Here is a 16,214-nt window from a genome sequence, read left to right as displayed (position 1 = left end):
ATAATACGCCCATCATTCAGGCTCTACAAGGTACGGCACAGGCACCACACTTGCACGCTGGCTGCGCCTCGCCCCTGTAACAGGCGGCTGATTTCTCTGACCGTGCTGCCGGTCGTCACCACATCATCGATTAAGGCGATATGGCGTCCGTTAACATCCGTTTCAAGGCAAAACGCACCGCGTAGATTGCGGCGCCGCTGACGGGCACTCAACTGATGCTGAACAGCGCCGGCGCGCTGACGGGATAACGCCAGGCTGAATTCACACTCCAACCAGCGTGCCAGCGGCGTTGCCAACAGGGCCGTCTGGTTGTAACCGCGCCGCCAGCAGCGTCGGGCATGCAGCGGAATACACATCAGTAAGTCGGGACGAACGGTCTGTCCTCTGCGATACGCATTGAGCCAGCTTAGCAAAAGCAGCCGGGCCAGCATCACCCTGAGTGCGGTAATACCCGAAAATTTTAATTGATTCACCCATGTGCTGAGCGGGGGCTGATAGTGGCTGACGCTGATTAGCGCCTGCCAGGGCGGCGGTCTAAGCAGGCAACGACCGCAGGGCAGGGCATCGGATGCGGCAGGCAGGCCGCAGCACGGACACAGTGATGGCAGCCGTGGTAGCTGGCGCAGGCAAATGCTGCAGAGTCCATGCAGGGCAATCCGCAAGGGTAACTGACATAGCCAACACAGGGCGGGCATTGGTAGCATAGTGACCTCCTTATCAATCATGGAATAGTAACGGATGAGCTCACTTTACTGGCATACCTGTGGCGAAGGAGATGACGATCTTGTGCTGCTGCACGGCTGGGGACTGAATGCGGAAGTGTGGCAAAACATTGTGCCGCGACTCAGCGCACAGTTTCGCCTGCACCTGGTGGATCTGCCTGGCTATGGTCGCAGCCGCGGGTTTGCTGCCCTGTCGCTGGAACAGATGGCACAGACACTGGTGCCCTTTCTGCCGCCTCGCGCTATTGTGCTGGGGTGGTCGCTTGGCGGGTTGGTCGCCACACAGCTGGCGTTGAGCGAGCCAGAGCGGTTACGCGCCCTGATTACGGTGGCTTCTTCGCCCTGTTTTACGGCCCGCGATGACTGGCCGGGTATTGCCCCCTTAACCCTGCATAACTTCCAGCAGCAGCTCAGTCACGATTTTCAGCGTACCGTCGAGCGTTTTCTGGCGCTGCAGACCATGGGAACGGAAACCGCTCGGACGGATGCACGTAAGCTCAAGGAGGTGGTATTGTCGCAGCCGATGCCAGACGTGGACGTGCTCAATGGCGGACTGACGATTCTGAGCGACGATGATTTGCGTGACAGGCTTACGGCCATTACGCTGCCCTTTTTGCGGATGTATGGCGCGCTGGATGGTCTGGTGCCGCGCCGGATTGTGCAGCAACTCGATCCGCTGCTGCCCACGTCGCCGTCTGTCGTAACGGACAAAGCGGCACATGCCCCCTTTATTTCGCACCCGGATGCGTTCTGCCAGCACATTGTTTCATTTATCAGCAAATTAGACAGATAACCCTGGCCGTTACTGGCAAATTTCTGCGCAGCGGCAATACTTCATGAGTGAGCAAGGCCGCTGCACTTCTATGCGATTAGTCAGGGAGATGACTATGCCGTTCGATATAGCCTTAAGCGATTTGCGGCTGCTTACATCTCAACAATGGATCATGAATGAGGGTAGACAAATGAAGGTTATGAAATGGGTTGTTGCATCAATGATGATGGGCGCAGTGTCATTCTCTGCTCTGGCGGCGAAAGAAGTCACCAAAGAAGAAGTGCAGAAGATGCATCTGACCAAAATCGGCACCGTAAATACCACGGCCGAAACCACGTCGCCGATGGATGCTAAGAAGAAGCTGTCAGAGGCCGCTGATGAGAAGGGTGGCAAATACTTCCTGGTGATCGCGGGTCGTGAGCACGGTAAGTTCAGTGCGACAGCGGAAGTGTACAAGTAATTATCGTAGCCACATGAATTGCCAGGCATCCAGCGTTACTGGCTGGGTGCCATCAATTTTCTCACCGCTTACCACATCCTGAAAAAGATGCGCCTCCGGTAACGGGGCTTCAATCTGCCTGCCACTGAGATTAAACACACACAGTAATTCATCACCGCCGTTATGCGAATAACGCTTCATGATGAGCAGGGCATTATCGCTCTGAAACAACGTCAACGGGTTGTCGGGATGAAAGGCCGTCTGGCGTCGACGCTGCTGAATCAGTTTGCTCAGCCGGGTATAAACCTGATGGCGTAAGCCGCCACTGTTCACCAGTGCGTCTTCGATAGCGGAGAGCGAATATTTTTGCCGGTTAATGGCCCGGTTATGGCCTGCCTCACGCACGCCGTCATAGTCATTACGCGATCCCAGGATGCTTTGAATATAGACGGCTGGAACACCCGGAAAGGCCAGTAAAATAGCATGCGCCAGCATAAAGCGTTTGAGGCGCGTTTCGTCGTCATCGCCTTCACGGTTAAGCGCGTCGAAATAGGTCACGTTGATTTCGTATGGGCTGGTGCTGCCGTCAGGATTGTTTTTATAGGAGATCAGCGCCCCCTCCAGTGCCAGATCGCGCACCAGCGCCGTGATCTCCACCTCCGATAAAATCCCGCGTGCCGGATTAAGACCTATACCATCGTGCGAGGCCAGGAAGTTAAAAAAGGTTGTATTGCCATTGCCCACCTGCAGGGTGCTGGCCCATTGACGCAGAGCGCGAGCCGATCCGGTGTGAATGGCATGCAGCACCAGCGGCGGCAGGGAAAACTGATACACCATCTGGGCTTCGTCTTGCCCGTTACCAAAGTAGCTGATGTTGTCTTTGTGCGGCACATTCGTTTCGGTGATGATGACGGTGCCGGGTGCGACCACGTCGGCAATGGCGCGAAACAGTTTGACCAGCAGATGCGTTTTTTCGAGGTGAATACAGTTTGTGCCTGGCGTTTTCCACATGTATCCCACCGCATCCAGTCGCACATAGTCCGCGCCACGTTTCAGATAGTCGAGTAGTACCTCTACCATGCGCACCAGCACCCTGGGACGGGCAAAGTTAAGGTCAATCTGATCGGCACTGAACGTGGTCCAGACAAAGCGGATTTCACCGTTTTCCAGCGTAAAGGGGGTGAGCAACGGTGACGTTCTTGGCCGCGTGACCGCGCTGAGGTCGGTGGTGGGCGGCAGGCTGATAAAAAAATCATCCCAGCCTTCATCCTGAGCAAGATAATGTTTAAACCACGCACTATGCGCTGACATATGGTTACAGACAAAGTCGAACATCAGGCGCGTTTCCTGATGCAGTAAGGCAATGTCCTGCCAGTCGCCACACAGCGGATCGACCTGATGGTAGTTAATGACCGAAAAGCCGTCGTCAGACGAATAGGGATAAAACGGCAGGAGGTGCACCAGCGGAAACGTGGCGTGCAAATGCTGCTGGTAGAAACGTGAAAAGGTGTTGAGTGTGGGTTTGCCCGGCTCGCGGAACTGATCGGCATACGTAATCAGCACTACGTCCTGCTCATCCCAGTGGGCCTTTCTCGGCAGCTTAGTGGTGTCACGGGCTTCAACGATCGTGGCGAGCAGGCGTTCGCGCATAGCCTGAGGAAAGGCATCGGCATAAATCTTATCGATTAAAGCAGTGATCTTTTCCATTATCAAAGTGTGCCACAGCAGGTGTCGTTATTATGACGGGCGTCTTTTTAGCGTAGCCTCAGGGCGGGGATTTTCAACTCAAACGTGCCAGGTCGGCCTGAAAAGCCAGTGCAAAGCAGCAGGCGTGAAGCCCCACATCGGCAACCGCGCCCACGTCAGAAGGTAAACAGGGGCAGCCTGGAACGTTTTTTCTGTTCAGATAAAACGAGCGACCAGCGAGAGAAGGATGACAGTCACCTCCTTCTCCATGACGGGGATAAGAGGTGACTGCGTGGTGCGTAACTAGCGTTTTTTACCGAATGCCGCCGCCAGCGCGTCGCCCATGGCGCTGTTGCCCGAGGGCTGGCTGGCTGGACGTGCGCGGCCTTTGTTCGCGGCCGGACGTTTTTCTTCGCGTGGCGCACCGCTCTTAGCGCCACGCGCGTTGCCTTCTCCCGGCTGCTCGTCAAGGCGCATGGTTAAGGCAATGCGCTTACGTTGTAGATCCACTTCCATCACTTTAACTTTAACGATGTCGCCCGCTTTCACGACCTGATGAGGATCTTCCACAAACTTGTCCGACAGCGAAGAAATATGAACCAGGCCATCCTGATGCACGCCAATATCGACGAACGCACCAAAGTTGGTGACGTTGGTCACGGCGCCTTCAAGTACCATGCCTGGCATCAGGTCATTCAGGGTTTCCACGCCTTCGGCAAACTGTGCCGTTTTAAACTCAGGACGGGGATCGCGGCCCGGCTTTTCCAGCTCTTTCATGATGTCGGTCACAGTCGGTAAACCAAAGCGGTCGTCTGTGAAGTCCAACGCTTTCAGGTTACGCAGGCTGGTGGGATTGCCCATCAGCTCACTCAGCGCCTGCTCGGTCGCGGCCAGAATGCGTTCCACCACCGGATAAGCTTCCGGGTGCACCGTCGAGGCATCCAGTGGATTATCGCCGTGGTTGATGCGCAGGAAGCCAGCGCACTGCTCAAACGCTTTAGGCCCAAGACGGCTGACCTTGAGAAGCTGCTGACGGTTCTGGAAACGGCCGTTTTCATCGCGCCAGCCAACAATATTTTGTGCCATCATGCGGGTTAACCCGGCCACGCGCGTCAGCAGCGGTACCGAAGCCGTGTTAAGATCGACACCGACGGCGTTCACACAGTCTTCCACCACCGCATCCAGTTTTTTCGCGAGCTGGCTCTGGCTGACGTCATGCTGATACTGGCCTACACCGATCGATTTCGGATCGATTTTCACCAGTTCGGCCAGCGGATCCTGCAGGCGACGGGCGATCGACACTGCGCCACGCAGTGAGACATCCAGATCCGGAAATTCCAGCGCAGCTAATTCAGACGCGGAGTAGACTGAGGCGCCCGCTTCGCTGACAATCACTTTCTGGGCGGTGACCTGGGGAAACTGTTTTTGCAGATCCAGAAAGAAGCGCTCGGTTTCACGTGAGGCAGTGCCATTACCGATGGCGACCAGTTCCACCTGATGTTTCACGCACAGCGCCGCGACCGCTGCCGCCGCCTTGGCCGTTTGCCCGGTATGCGGATAAACTGTATCGGTGGCGACCAGCTTGCCGGTCGCGTCAACCACGGCAACTTTCACACCGGTACGCAGGCCGGGATCCAGGCCCATCGTGGCCCTCATGCCCGCAGGTGCCGCCATTAACAGGTCGTGCAGGTTACGGGCAAAGACGTTAATGGCCTCGTCTTCCGCACGCTCGCGAACGGTACCCATCAGCTCGGTTTCCAGATGCAGCATGACTTTGATGCGCCAGGTCCAACTGACCACGGCCTTGCGCCAGCTGTCAGCCGGTGCGTTATTCAGTCGCAGATTCAGGTGTTCCGCAATCAGGGTTTCACCGTGGCTTTCGCGCGGTGGCTCATCAAACTGCGGATCGGCATTCAGCGACAGCTGTAAAATACCTTCATTACGACCGCGCAGCATGGCCAGCGCGCGATGCGAAGGAACGCTGTGCAGCGGCTCATGGTGATCGAAGTAGTCGCGGAATTTCGCGCCTTCTTCCTCTTTGCCTTCCACCACGTTTGAGACCAGATGGGCATTTTTCCACAAATAGTGGCGGACTTTAGCCAGCAGGGCGGCATCTTCAGCAAAGCGCTCCATCAGGATATAACGCGCGCCATCCAGCGCCGCACGAACGTCAGCGACACCGTTATCCACATTCACATAGCCTGTTGCCAACTGCTCAGGGTCCTGTGAAGGATCCTGCCATAAGGTATCGGCCAGGGGTTCCAGCCCGGCTTCAATCGCGATTTGGCCACGCGTACGGCGCTTAGGCTTATAGGGCAGGTAGAGGTCTTCAAGTTCGGTTTTGCTGAGGGTGGTATTGATGGCATTCGCCAGATCGTCGGTGAGTTTTCCCTGTTCCTCTATAGATTTCAGGATGGCCTGCCGACGCTCGGATAATTCACGCAGGTAGCTGAGGCGGGTTTCGAGCTGGCGGAGTTGTGTATCATCCAGGCCGCCCGTCACCTCTTTACGATAACGTGCGATAAACGGCACGGTATTCCCTTCATCCAACAGGCGGACGGCCGCATCAACTTGCTCAGGGCGCGCCTGTAGCTCACTTGCAATTAGCTGGCTAAGAACATTCATCATCGGACTATTATGCTTTCTGGGTTGAGAAATAGCCGATAGTTATACGGATTGATGGCTGAAATTGCCAGAGAAGCGGCCTGCTTTCAGCGATATTCTGAATCAGCCTTCAACATAGCTAATTTCATTGACATACCAGCATGCCGGGCCCGCTGGCGTTTCTACTACCGCCGCGTCGCCGACGGCCTTTTTTAACAGCGCCCGCGCCATGGGCGAGTCAATTGAGATGTAATCCTTGCGGCCAAAAATCTCATCGTAACCCACGATACGGAAGCGCTTCACATCGCCGTCATCGTTTTCGACTTCAACCCAGGCGCCAAAAAATACTTTGCCATCCTGCTGGGGTGAATAATCCACAATGCGCAGTTGCTCAATGCTCTTGCTCAAATAGCGCACGCGGCGGTCAATTTCACGCAGGCGTTTCTTATTGTATTGATAATCCGCATTTTCGCTGCGGTCGCCGAGGCTGGCGGCCCAGGTCACTTTTTTGGTGACTTCAGGTCGCTCTTCACGCCACAGGTGATCGAGTTCAGCTTTTAAGGTGTTGAAACCTTCTCGGGTAATCAGTCGGGTTCTCATGGTACAAGCCGGTCAAATCGAAAGAGGATCAGTGTAAAGCAAATCGTGCGTGGCGAAAAAGAGGTGGGAAAAGGGTTTTTTACCTGTTAAAAAACCCTTATACGGCGATGACAGAGGATGGGGCTGTCATATCCAGACCGGTGCGGTTCCGTGGCGGCAGGAATTACTTACCGGCTTTGGTCGAGGTGGTCGTCGAGGTGCTGCTGTTGGTGCCGTCACCGCCGCCGCCGCCAGCCGTTGCCAGTCCAACGCCCAGCAGAGCGGCGACTGCGCCAATACCAATCGCGTTGGAGTTACCCTGAGCGGTGGTCGTTGCCTGTGCGCCCGCGGCTTCACCGGTTGCGGTTGCGGCATAAGTCTGACCGACGCTGGCCAAAGCCAGTGCGCTCAGCAGTAAAATCGTTTTTTTCATTATGGTTTCCCCGTAAAGCGGCAAGTTGGTGTCGCTATAGTGTGGGTGAAATCCATTGGGCCGCAAAGCGGGCTTTACTGTTTGATTTATCTCTCTTTACCTGCAGATGGCCTTGTTCGGGAGGCTTCTCAAACTAATCCGAGAGAGGTCGCGTATTAACCTGTTTTTTTTCCGAATATTATGCTGTTATCAGTCTAAAAAACCGGACTATACGGGATTCGTCGTCAGATACGAACGTCATTTAAGTCAAATTTTCCGGCAAGCGCTTGAATTTGCAAGTGCTGTGCCACGGTGTGCCGCGTCTAAACCAGTGAATAGCGGAATTTTACCCAATATTTCAGATTTGCCGTATTCTGTTCAACGCCGTGGTCATTACGCAGCTTGCCCGGCCGTCAGACCAAAATTTAAATATAAGCTGCTGTTTAATATGCTTTGTAACAATTTTGACTAGAATATAAACCATTAAACACTGTCACTGTGCCGCATCTTTTTTTAACAATATCGGCTCAGGCAATAGCGCCTTTGGGAGTTAAAAATGCAAGAAAACTACAAGATTCTGGTCGTCGATGACGATATGCGTTTACGTGCACTATTAGAGCGCTATCTTACCGAGCAGGGCTTTCAGGTGCGCAGTGTCGCCAACGCCGAGCAGATGGACCGTCTGTTAACCCGCGAATCCTTCCATTTAATGGTGCTTGATCTGATGCTGCCTGGCGAAGATGGTCTTTCCATTTGCCGCCGCCTGCGCAGTCAGAGCAACCCGATGCCTATCATTATGGTGACCGCCAAGGGCGAAGAAGTGGATCGCATCGTTGGGCTGGAAATCGGTGCTGACGACTATATTCCAAAGCCGTTCAACCCACGTGAGCTGCTGGCGCGTATTCGTGCGGTATTGCGCCGTCAGGCCAATGAACTGCCCGGTGCGCCGTCTCAGGAAGAAGCGGTCATCGCTTTTGGCAAGTTCAAGCTTAACCTGGGCACGCGTGAGATGTTCCGTGAAGACGAACCTATGCCGTTGACCAGCGGTGAATTTGCCGTTCTCAAGGCGCTGGTAAGCCATCCACGTGAGCCGCTGTCGCGCGATAAGCTGATGAATCTGGCCCGTGGTCGGGAGTACAGCGCCATGGAACGTTCTATCGACGTACAGATTTCCCGCCTGCGACGCATGGTGGAAGAAGATCCGGCCCATCCACGCTACATCCAGACCGTTTGGGGCCTGGGCTATGTATTTGTTCCGGACGGCAGTAAAGCATGAGGCGGCTGCGCTTCTCGCCACGAAGTTCATTTGCACGCACCCTGTTGTTGATCGTTACCTTGCTGTTCGTCAGCCTGGTAACGACCTACCTGGTGGTACTGAACTTTGCCATTCTTCCCAGCCTGCAACAGTTTAATAAAGTCCTCGCCTACGAAGTGCGTATGCTGATGACCGACCGTTTACAACTGGAAGATGGTACGCAGCTGGAAGTGCCGCCCGCTTTTCGTCGCGAAATTTATCGTGAACTGGGTATTTCGCTTTATACCAATGCGGCGGCAGAGGAGAGCGGACTGCGCTGGGCGCAGCACTACAAATTCCTTAGCGATCAGATGGGCCAGCAGCTTGGCGGCCCGACAGACGTTCGCGTCGAGGTCAACAAAAACTCCCCTGTTGTCTGGCTCAAAACCTGGCTATCGCCCGACATTTGGGTACGGGTGCCGTTAACGGAAATTCATCAGGGTGATTTCTCGCCGCTGTTCCGCTATACCCTGGCGATAATGTTGCTGGCGATAGGCGGCGCATGGCTTTTTATCCGCATCCAGAACCGCCCGTTAGTCGATTTAGAACATGCCGCATTACAGGTGGGCAAGGGCATTATTCCCCCACCATTACGTGAATACGGTGCGTCAGAGGTGCGTTCGGTGACGCGCGCGTTTAACCAAATGGCGGCGGGCGTTAAGCAGCTTGCCGATGACCGCACTTTGTTGATGGCGGGCGTCAGCCACGATTTACGCACCCCTTTGACGCGCATCCGGCTCGCGACGGAAATGATGAATGAACAGGATGGCTACCTGGCAGAGTCGATTAACAAAGACATCGAAGAGTGCAATGCCATCATCGAGCAGTTCATCGATTACCTGCGCACCGGGCAGGAGATGCAGACTGAGCTGGCCGATCTTAACAGCGTGCTGGGCGAAGTAGTGGCCGCAGAAAGCGGTTATGAACGTGAAATTGAAAACGCCGTCATGGCAGAAGAGCTCATGTTGGAGATTAATCCCCTTTCGATTAAGCGCGCCCTGGCTAACCTGGTGGTGAACGCGGCGCGTTACGGCAACGGCTGGATCAAAGTCAGCAGCGGACGCGAGCTGCATAGGGCCTGGTTCCAGGTTGAAGATGACGGTCCCGGCATTAAGCCGGATCAGCTGGCGCATCTCTTTCAGCCATTTGTGCGCGGTGACAGCGCACGCAGCACCAGCGGCACGGGCCTTGGGCTGGCGATCGTCCAGCGCATTATTGATGCGCATCAGGGTTCGCTAGAGATCGGTGACAGTGAACGCGGCGGATTACGTATCCGTGCCTGGTTACCCTTAGCGGAAAGCCCGGAGTCGGGCGCCAACAACAGCAACCTTGCACTGAGTTAAACAGCAGCGGCGCGGCCTGTTAAGCCGCGCCGCTGTGATTAACGCTGAGGACCTGCTTTTACCAACGCGGCACCGGCCGCATTATCGGTATATTTTTCAAAGTTAGTGATAAAGCGCTGGGCTAAATCATCTGCCGCCGCGTGCCACTTCTCTTCGCTTTCCCAGGTACGACGTGGGTCGAGCGTTTCGGCATCCAGATCGCCCAACGTTTTTGGCACCTGCAGGTTAAATACCGGCAGCGTTTCCGTTGGCGCATCGTCCAGTTCACCGGCCAGAATGGCGTTGATGATGGCACGGGTATTTTTCAATGAGATACGCTTGCCACTGCCGTTCCAGCCCGTATTAACCAGATAAGCCTGCGCGCCCGCCGCTTCCATGCGTTTCACCAACACTTCTGCATACTGTGTGGGATGCAGCGTCAGGAAGGCTGCGCCAAAACAGGCTGAGAAGGTTGGCGTTGGCGCCGTTACTCCGCGCTCCGTGCCTGCCAGCTTCGCTGTAAAGCCCGACAGGAAATGATACTGAGTCTGCTCTGGCGTCAGTCTGGAGACGGGCGGCAGCACGCCAAAGGCGTCGGCGGTCAGGAAAATGACTTTCTTCGCATGGCCTGCTTTGGAAACCGGCTGAACAATATTGTCGATATGGTTAATCGGATAGGACACACGGGTGTTTTCGGTTTTGCTGCCGTCAGCAAAATCGATGCTGCCGTCTTCACGTACCACGACGTTTTCCAATAAGGCGTTACGACGAATGGCGCGATAGATTTCCGGCTCAGCCTGTTCAGAAAGGTTAATCGTTTTCGCGTAACAGCCGCCTTCAAAGTTGAACACGCCGTCATCGTCCCAGCCGTGTTCGTCGTCACCGATTAACTGGCGGTCCGGATCGGTAGAAAGCGTGGTTTTACCCGTGCCGGACAGTCCAAAGAATACCGCGACATCGCCTGCTTTACCCACGTTGGCGGAGCAGTGCATAGAGGCAATGCCCTTCAGCGGCAGCAGATAGTTCATCACCGCGAACAGCCCCTTCTTCATTTCTCCGCCGTACCATGTGCCGCCAATCAGCTGCATACGTTCGGTCAGGTTAAAGGCAACAAAGTTCTCGGAATGCAGCCCTTGTGCCTGCCAGTCAGGGTTGGTGCATTTAGCCCCATTCATCACTACAAAATCGGGCGTGAAGTTATCCAGCTCAGCCGCGCTCGGTTGAATGAACATGTTTTTGACGAAATGCGCCTGCCAGGCAACCTCGGTAACAAAACGCACGCTCAGGCGTGAATCCGGGTTAGCCCCGCAGAAGGCATCAATAACGAACAGACGCTTCCCTGAGAGCTGCCGGGTCACGCATTTTTTCAGCGCCTGCCAGGTTTCCTGGGACAGGGGCTGATTATCGTTCTTTCCGGTTCCTTGATCGTTCCACCACAGCGTATCGCGCGTGGTGTCATCACGCACAATGTACTTATCCTTGGGCGAGCGCCCGGTAAAAATCCCGGTATCAACGGCGATTGCGCCGCTCTGCGTCAGGGTGCCACGCTCAAAACCTTCGAGCTCCGGACGCATCTCTTCCTGAAATAGCGTAGCGTAATCAGGGTTATGAACCACCTCAGTGGTATCGGTGATGCCCAGATCGGCAAGGGCTTTCGAGGTCAGGCCGTTAACGCGCATTTTACTGCTCCTTAAATCGGTGTCTGTTCTGTAGGGCAAAGAGAGTTTGGGATCGCGTCCTTAAAATGCCACAGAGTGAGGGGCGGAGACGCGATCGCGCGCAGTTTACGCTACTGTGCCAGGCGAGAAAGGCTTGTTCGTTAAAAATGAGACTTAGGGCGCGTTAAGGATATGTTTCGAACGTTTTTAAGATGTTATGAAAGTAAAAAAAGATAATTTGCTAAGTAAATTAATGGCATAGCAGTGAGGCAGGCAGGGCGGCATAACCGCCCTGGTCCGATCAGTGAAGTCGATTGCTGTTCTCAACGGAGTTGCTGCGGATCCCGGCAATGTCTACCGCATCGAATACGTAATGCGATCCACAATAGTCGCAGTTCATATCGATTTTGCCATCTTCTGCAATGATCTCGTCAACTTCTTCCTGCGGCAGGGTTTTCAGCACCTCGCTACAGCGTTCGCGTGAACATGTGCATTTATAAACAACCGGCTGCGGATCGTAAACGGTCACCTCTTCCTGGTGATAAAGTCGCCACAGGACATCGGTTGCAGGCAAATCAATCAGCTCTTCGGTTTTAATGGTTTCTGTCAGCGTCGCCAGATGCTCAAAGTCATCTTTACTCGTGTCCTGAGCCGGTAGGACCTGCAGCAGAATCCCGGCTGCGCCTGCGTCGCTGGTGCGGATAAACAGTCGGGTCGGCAATTGCTCTGAGCGCATAAAGTAGTCTTCCAGACAGTCGCTCAGCGTGTCACCTTCCAGTCCTACCACGCCCTGATAACGCTCGCCCTTTTCAGGCGTGATGGTGATAACCAGATAGCCGTTACCCACCATGCTTTTGAGCGTGCTGTCGTCAGGAATGTCACCTTTCATGCGGGCGATGCCACGTAACTCCTGCTGATTATTACCATTGATCACGGCTAAGGTCAGGGGGCCATCGCCTTGAAGCTGCACGGTAATTTCACCGTCAAATTTAAGCGTGGCAGTCAGCAAGCTGGTTGCCACCAGTAACTCCCCCAGCAGCGTTTGTACGGCTGGCGGGTAGTCGTGATTTTTAAGGATAGCGTGCCAGGTGTTTGAAACATTAACCAGTTCGCCGCGGACGGCAGCATTTTCAAACAAATAGCGGCGCAGTTGATCTTGTACAGACATAGTTTTTCTCTCTTTTGGCGGACGATAACCGGCTCAGTAGCCGGTTTACTCATCGCCCGATAACTTAAACTTCATCAAATCGCGGCGTTCTTTCTTATCGGGCCGGCGATCGGGATGGGGCATGGTCAGCGCATTCATCTTGCGTGCCAGAGCCACTTTTTCACGTTTTTCAATACTGGCTTCGGTTTCGCGGTAAAGCAGCTGTGCTTCACTGGCGGGGCGCCGCTGCTCGCTGATTTCGGCAATGACGACCGTTCGCTCCTCATTGCCCTGACGCAGGGTTAACTCAGCATCCCGTTCGACCAGTTTACTGGGTTTACTCCGCTGACCATTGTAATGAACCTTGCCACCTTCAATCATTTCGCGCGCAATCGAGCGGGTTTTGTAGAACCGTGCCGCCCAAAGCCATTTATCAAGACGAACGCCTTCGTCGGGTTTCTCTTTCATTGCTGCTCCCAGAACGGAATCAGTGTGCGGTAGTCGCTGATCGCACAGTGACGCTGAAAGTGTTGTTCAGGACGGCCAGAGTCAGGATTACTGACGCCCAGGCACCAGCCGATTCCCCATGATTTGGCGGCATCGAGGATGATTTCGCTGTCATCGATGAACAATGTCCGCGATGCATCAAAGCCAGTGTGCTGCTCAACTGCCTGCCACAAACGCTGATCTTCTTTCGGATAGCCAAAGGTATGGGTGGAAAGCAATAAATCAAGGTGTGGTGCTAAAGCTGTCTGTTTGAGTTTCACATCCAGATTCCAGGGATGCGCATTGGTCAGCAGGATGGTGCGCTTACCCGCGCGACGCAGTGCCTGTAGAAAAGGCAGCGTATCCGCGCGGATACTGACCCGGTGACGTTGTTCCCAGGTCATGGCATGAATGTCCAACTGCAACGCCTGTGACCAGTAATCCAGACAATACCAGTTTAGCGTATGCGCTACGGCCTGATATTTTTCTTCAATAATCAGCCGGGCCTGAGCAGCAGGGATGCCGCGTTGGGTGCTCAGGATGTCGGGGACATGCTCCAGCCAGAAAAAGCGGTCAAACGCCAAATCAAGCAGCGTGCCGTCCATATCGAGCAGCACGGTGTCAATGTCGGACCCGTTGAACATCATGGCAATTCACCCGTTGCTTGTCAGCGCAACAGGGTAGCACAGTTGCAGGTGGCTCAGAATATGGAGCGCACGCCCTGTATAGTGTTAAGCGAGGGATTAAAGCACTTATCGTAATACTGCTGGATAGCAAGCATTCGCTGGCGGTTAAGATGGATGCGCCGCAGTGCCAGCAGACCGTTGGTAATGGCGCAGGTCAGCAACACGATAAGCAACAGTGCGGCGCCCAGATAGCGCCATTTTGCCATGGCGTCAGGCTCATTGTGCAGGGCGATATGACGCGTGCCGTTGGCATCGGTATAAATGCCGGTAATGATGCCTGTAGCGCTAAACGGTGTGTGCAGCAACAAGGAGGACAGACGCTGCAGCTCTTGCCACTGCGAACCCGCATCCAGATCAAACAGAGGAACGGCGGGCTGAGGCTGATTGACGAGCTGATGCCCTTCATCACTGGCGATAACAAACCCGCCTGGCGGTGGGCTGTTCAGGTTCTCTGCGGCGCGGCGCGTTTCGCGGAAGAAGAAGGTAGAGGTAGCCGTGTGCACCAGGTTTTCCAGCGCCTCCGCACTGACCGGACGCAACAGGACATTCATCCCGTTTAGCTGGCCAGAATCGGCACGGCTGACTAAGGTGTCCCAGTCTTTGGCATTCCCCAGATTGACCAGCGCATTTTTGAGTCGCATACAGTCCTGTGCCTGATTGCAAAGCGCCTGCGTTTTTAACACGAGGTCCGAAAAGTCATCCAGCAGAATCATGCCTGATTTCTGAATCGCCGACGCTAACTGTGGGTTCAGTTTGGGGTCGGTGTTCGTTTCAGGATGGAGCTGCCTGGTGGTGGTGTCCAGCAACGCCGAGGCTTTCTCAATAATATCTGAGTGGGGCAGCGGCAGCGGTGTGGCGTTATTCCAGTAAATTTGCGAGCAATCGAACGGCATATAAGTATAGGTGCGGTTGCTTTGGTAGTTGTCCGGTACCGCACACATACCGGTTCCGGTGACCTTAAGGCTGTCGCCTACTTTAAGATCTTCACGACTCAGCTGGTTTACGCTATTCACATCCAGGCTCTCCGTCCCTTTAGCCCATGCCAGACTGAGTTTGATGGGCATACTGAGGGGGATCCAGGTGATCAACAAGGCCAGAACAATCAGCGAGCCAACGGCAAGAACAACATTTTTCCGCCAGCGCTGTAGCGGAAAATTCCTTACCTCGTCCTGAAGGGAAAGGAAGCGCCCCTGGCGTACTACCTGACGATTCAGATAAATATCGACATCCGTTACCTGACCAAGATCGTGCGCGACGTAAGGCTGCCAGTGTGCAGGATAAGCCAGATCGATGATCCCCAGCGTAATGTTGCTCTGCTCCTGATTTGACTCCCCAAACAGGCCCCAGCGCTTAGGGGCCCCGCGCAAGCAGTGAATTTCGCGCAGGCCATTTTCACCCGGTACGCGATACATCAGCCACAGGCTGGCGACAATCATCATGCCAGCAAGGACGGACAGCCAGATCATCAGGCTCGCGGGCAGCAGCAAACCAATAAAAAACAGCAGCAGGGCAAATGAGATAATTACGGCTTCGCGCGTGCCATCGGGACGAGACAGTCGGTATTCTTCCAGCGTTTCTTTGCGTACTCGTACCAGCTCGACGTTTTCACTTTCGGCTTTACGGATCGAGGCGTTGGTGGAGGACGGACGTATCAGATTGGGCAGCGACTGCTGATCGATAGCGTAATCCACCAGAGAATGCCCGTTCAAAGAGATGATCAAGGGGATCGACTGGGTGCGGATTAACTCAACGTAGTTTTCGTCCGTAATATACTGTTCCCACAGCGGCGGCAAATGCACTTCGACTTCATCGAGGTAGTAGCGCCACTTATGCGGATCGTCCGTGGAAAGGCCATAACGGGTTATCGCCCGCGTAACAGGGTAAACGTTGTTGCTTTGTGCCGTGAGCACCAGTTTTTCATGACGACGACGGGTTTCACCCGGGCTGAGGATACGGGGCTGTTTTTCCAGTGCGGCAAGGTATTGTTCAACCGCCTTGCGCTCCCGCTCAGAAAGTTTACGGCAGGGCGGACTAATGAATGGCAGCGGTTTCGCCAACGGCGGCCTGCGCCGCATAGCGTACCAAAATCCAATACCTGCCAGAATTGAACAGGTTAGCACTACGGCCAATATAATAATTATTGTGCTCATGCTTTGCTCAATTCAGCCAAAATACTGCCTTCACTTTAAACTTATTATCCCCAGATGCGCCGGATAGTTAAGACGACTTATGGGAGGTTAAACAACGCTGACAAGTTTAACAATAAACGAAATAGTAATGTAAATCATTTAATTAGGCGTTATTACATCACACATTGCCAGAATAGTAACCACAGTGCACAGGTTATTGTATCGGCATTGTCTGAATTTTGGCGTGAGATATTGACTAACACAAATTTTTTGTACCT

General features: G+C 54.3%; 14 protein-coding genes. 4 read left to right on the top strand and 10 right to left on the bottom strand.

The window, feature by feature from the left end:
* Positions 1–23 precede the first annotated feature (23 nt).
* Positions 24–704, bottom strand: a complete 681-nt coding sequence (gntX, locus tag EL29_RS16700; RefSeq protein WP_028715880.1) for a DNA utilization protein GntX — start codon at positions 702–704, stop codon at positions 24–26.
* Positions 705–738: 34 nt separating this feature from the next.
* Between gntX and bioH the strand changes: the two genes are divergently transcribed.
* Entirely contained in the window at positions 739–1,515 is a 777-nt protein-coding gene (bioH, locus tag EL29_RS16695; RefSeq protein WP_013027526.1) for a pimeloyl-ACP methyl ester esterase BioH, read from the top strand.
* Between the two features lie 169 nt (positions 1,516–1,684).
* Positions 1,685–1,954: a YdgH/BhsA/McbA-like domain containing protein gene (locus EL29_RS16690; RefSeq protein ID WP_026021071.1), complete on the top strand. Its 270-nt coding sequence runs from the start codon at positions 1,685–1,687 to the stop codon at positions 1,952–1,954.
* Here the strand turns inward: EL29_RS16690 and EL29_RS16685 are convergent, their stop codons facing one another.
* The 4 genes from EL29_RS16685 to yjbE all read right to left on the bottom strand — a co-directional run bounded on the left by EL29_RS16685 (position 1,955) and on the right by yjbE (position 7,235).
* The gene (locus tag EL29_RS16685; protein WP_028715879.1) at positions 1,955–3,640 is read right to left on the bottom strand and encodes an alpha-amylase family glycosyl hydrolase; all 1,686 of its coding nucleotides are present in this window, start codon (positions 3,638–3,640) and stop codon (positions 1,955–1,957) included. It abuts the gene before it with no gap.
* A 282-nt stretch (positions 3,641–3,922) separates the two neighbouring features.
* Complete coding sequence (locus tag EL29_RS16680) at positions 3,923–6,247, bottom strand: Tex family protein (RefSeq protein WP_028715878.1); 2,325 nt, start codon at positions 6,245–6,247, stop codon at positions 3,923–3,925.
* Between the two features lie 99 nt (positions 6,248–6,346).
* Positions 6,347–6,823 carry a transcription elongation factor GreB gene (gene greB, locus EL29_RS16675; RefSeq protein WP_014604849.1) on the bottom strand — a complete coding sequence of 159 codons (477 nt, stop codon included), beginning with the start codon at positions 6,821–6,823 and terminating at the stop codon, positions 6,347–6,349.
* 163 nt (positions 6,824–6,986) lie between these two features.
* Complete coding sequence (gene yjbE, locus EL29_RS16670; RefSeq protein WP_014604850.1) at positions 6,987–7,235, bottom strand: exopolysaccharide production protein YjbE; 249 nt, start codon at positions 7,233–7,235, stop codon at positions 6,987–6,989.
* Between the two features lie 535 nt (positions 7,236–7,770).
* Between yjbE and ompR the strand changes: the two genes are divergently transcribed.
* Positions 7,771–8,490, top strand: coding sequence for an osmolarity response regulator transcription factor OmpR (gene ompR, locus EL29_RS16665; RefSeq protein ID WP_001157751.1), 720 nt, complete (start codon positions 7,771–7,773; stop codon positions 8,488–8,490).
* Positions 8,487–9,851 (top strand): two-component system sensor histidine kinase EnvZ, encoded by a 1,365-nt coding sequence (gene envZ, locus EL29_RS16660; RefSeq protein ID WP_013027520.1) that lies wholly within the window; start codon positions 8,487–8,489, stop codon positions 9,849–9,851. The genes ompR and envZ overlap by 4 nt, the downstream gene beginning before the upstream one ends.
* A 38-nt stretch (positions 9,852–9,889) precedes the next feature.
* Here the strand turns inward: envZ and pckA are convergent, their stop codons facing one another.
* The 5 genes from pckA to EL29_RS16635 all read right to left on the bottom strand — a co-directional run bounded on the left by pckA (position 9,890) and on the right by EL29_RS16635 (position 15,957).
* Complete coding sequence (gene pckA, locus EL29_RS16655) at positions 9,890–11,509, bottom strand: phosphoenolpyruvate carboxykinase (ATP) (RefSeq protein WP_019106462.1); 1,620 nt, start codon at positions 11,507–11,509, stop codon at positions 9,890–9,892.
* Between the two features lie 280 nt (positions 11,510–11,789).
* On the bottom strand, positions 11,790–12,656 hold the full coding sequence (gene hslO / locus EL29_RS16650; protein ID WP_013027518.1) for an Hsp33 family molecular chaperone HslO: 867 nt from the start codon (positions 12,654–12,656) through the stop codon (positions 11,790–11,792).
* A 45-nt stretch (positions 12,657–12,701) separates the two neighbouring features.
* Positions 12,702–13,103 carry a ribosome-associated heat shock protein Hsp15 gene (gene hslR / locus EL29_RS16645; RefSeq protein ID WP_013027517.1) on the bottom strand — a complete coding sequence of 134 codons (402 nt, stop codon included), beginning with the start codon at positions 13,101–13,103 and terminating at the stop codon, positions 12,702–12,704.
* Positions 13,100–13,765 (bottom strand): GMP/IMP nucleotidase, encoded by a 666-nt coding sequence (yrfG, locus tag EL29_RS16640; protein ID WP_370620537.1) that lies wholly within the window; start codon positions 13,763–13,765, stop codon positions 13,100–13,102. Before yrfG ends, hslR begins: the two co-directional genes overlap by 4 nt.
* 56 nt (positions 13,766–13,821) lie before the next feature.
* The gene (locus EL29_RS16635) at positions 13,822–15,957 is read right to left on the bottom strand and encodes an intracellular growth attenuator family protein (protein ID WP_013027515.1); all 2,136 of its coding nucleotides are present in this window, start codon (positions 15,955–15,957) and stop codon (positions 13,822–13,824) included.
* Positions 15,958–16,214 lie beyond the last annotated feature (257 nt).

Origin of the sequence: Pantoea ananatis LMG 2665, from assembly GCF_000710035.2 — a bacterium.
In the GTDB taxonomy this organism is placed as follows: Bacteria; Pseudomonadota; Gammaproteobacteria; order Enterobacterales; family Enterobacteriaceae; genus Pantoea; species Pantoea ananatis.
The sequence above is the reverse complement of the archived record's forward strand: the minus strand, read 5'-3'. Positions and strand labels throughout refer to the sequence as shown.

Bases quoted from the DNA above. Each gene is read 5' to 3' on its own strand.
- gntX (WP_028715880.1), bottom strand. From the start codon at position 704: ATGCTACCAATGCCCGCCCTGTGTTGGCTATGTCAGTTACCCTTGCGG.
- bioH (WP_013027526.1), top strand. From the start codon at position 739: ATGAGCTCACTTTACTGGCATACCTGTGGCGAAGGAGATGACGATCTT.
- EL29_RS16690 (WP_026021071.1), top strand. From the start codon at position 1,685: ATGAAGGTTATGAAATGGGTTGTTGCATCAATGATGATGGGCGCAGTG.
- EL29_RS16685 (WP_028715879.1), bottom strand. From the start codon at position 3,640: ATGGAAAAGATCACTGCTTTAATCGATAAGATTTATGCCGATGCCTTT.
- EL29_RS16680 (WP_028715878.1), bottom strand. From the start codon at position 6,247: ATGATGAATGTTCTTAGCCAGCTAATTGCAAGTGAGCTACAGGCGCGC.
- greB (WP_014604849.1), bottom strand. From the start codon at position 6,823: ATGAGAACCCGACTGATTACCCGAGAAGGTTTCAACACCTTAAAAGCT.
- yjbE (WP_014604850.1), bottom strand. From the start codon at position 7,235: ATGAAAAAAACGATTTTACTGCTGAGCGCACTGGCTTTGGCCAGCGTC.
- ompR (WP_001157751.1), top strand. From the start codon at position 7,771: ATGCAAGAAAACTACAAGATTCTGGTCGTCGATGACGATATGCGTTTA.
- envZ (WP_013027520.1), top strand. From the start codon at position 8,487: ATGAGGCGGCTGCGCTTCTCGCCACGAAGTTCATTTGCACGCACCCTG.
- pckA (WP_019106462.1), bottom strand. From the start codon at position 11,509: ATGCGCGTTAACGGCCTGACCTCGAAAGCCCTTGCCGATCTGGGCATC.
- hslO (WP_013027518.1), bottom strand. From the start codon at position 12,656: ATGTCTGTACAAGATCAACTGCGCCGCTATTTGTTTGAAAATGCTGCC.
- hslR (WP_013027517.1), bottom strand. From the start codon at position 13,103: ATGAAAGAGAAACCCGACGAAGGCGTTCGTCTTGATAAATGGCTTTGG.
- yrfG (WP_370620537.1), bottom strand. From the start codon at position 13,765: ATGTTCAACGGGTCCGACATTGACACCGTGCTGCTCGATATGGACGGC.
- EL29_RS16635 (WP_013027515.1), bottom strand. From the start codon at position 15,957: ATGAGCACAATAATTATTATATTGGCCGTAGTGCTAACCTGTTCAATT.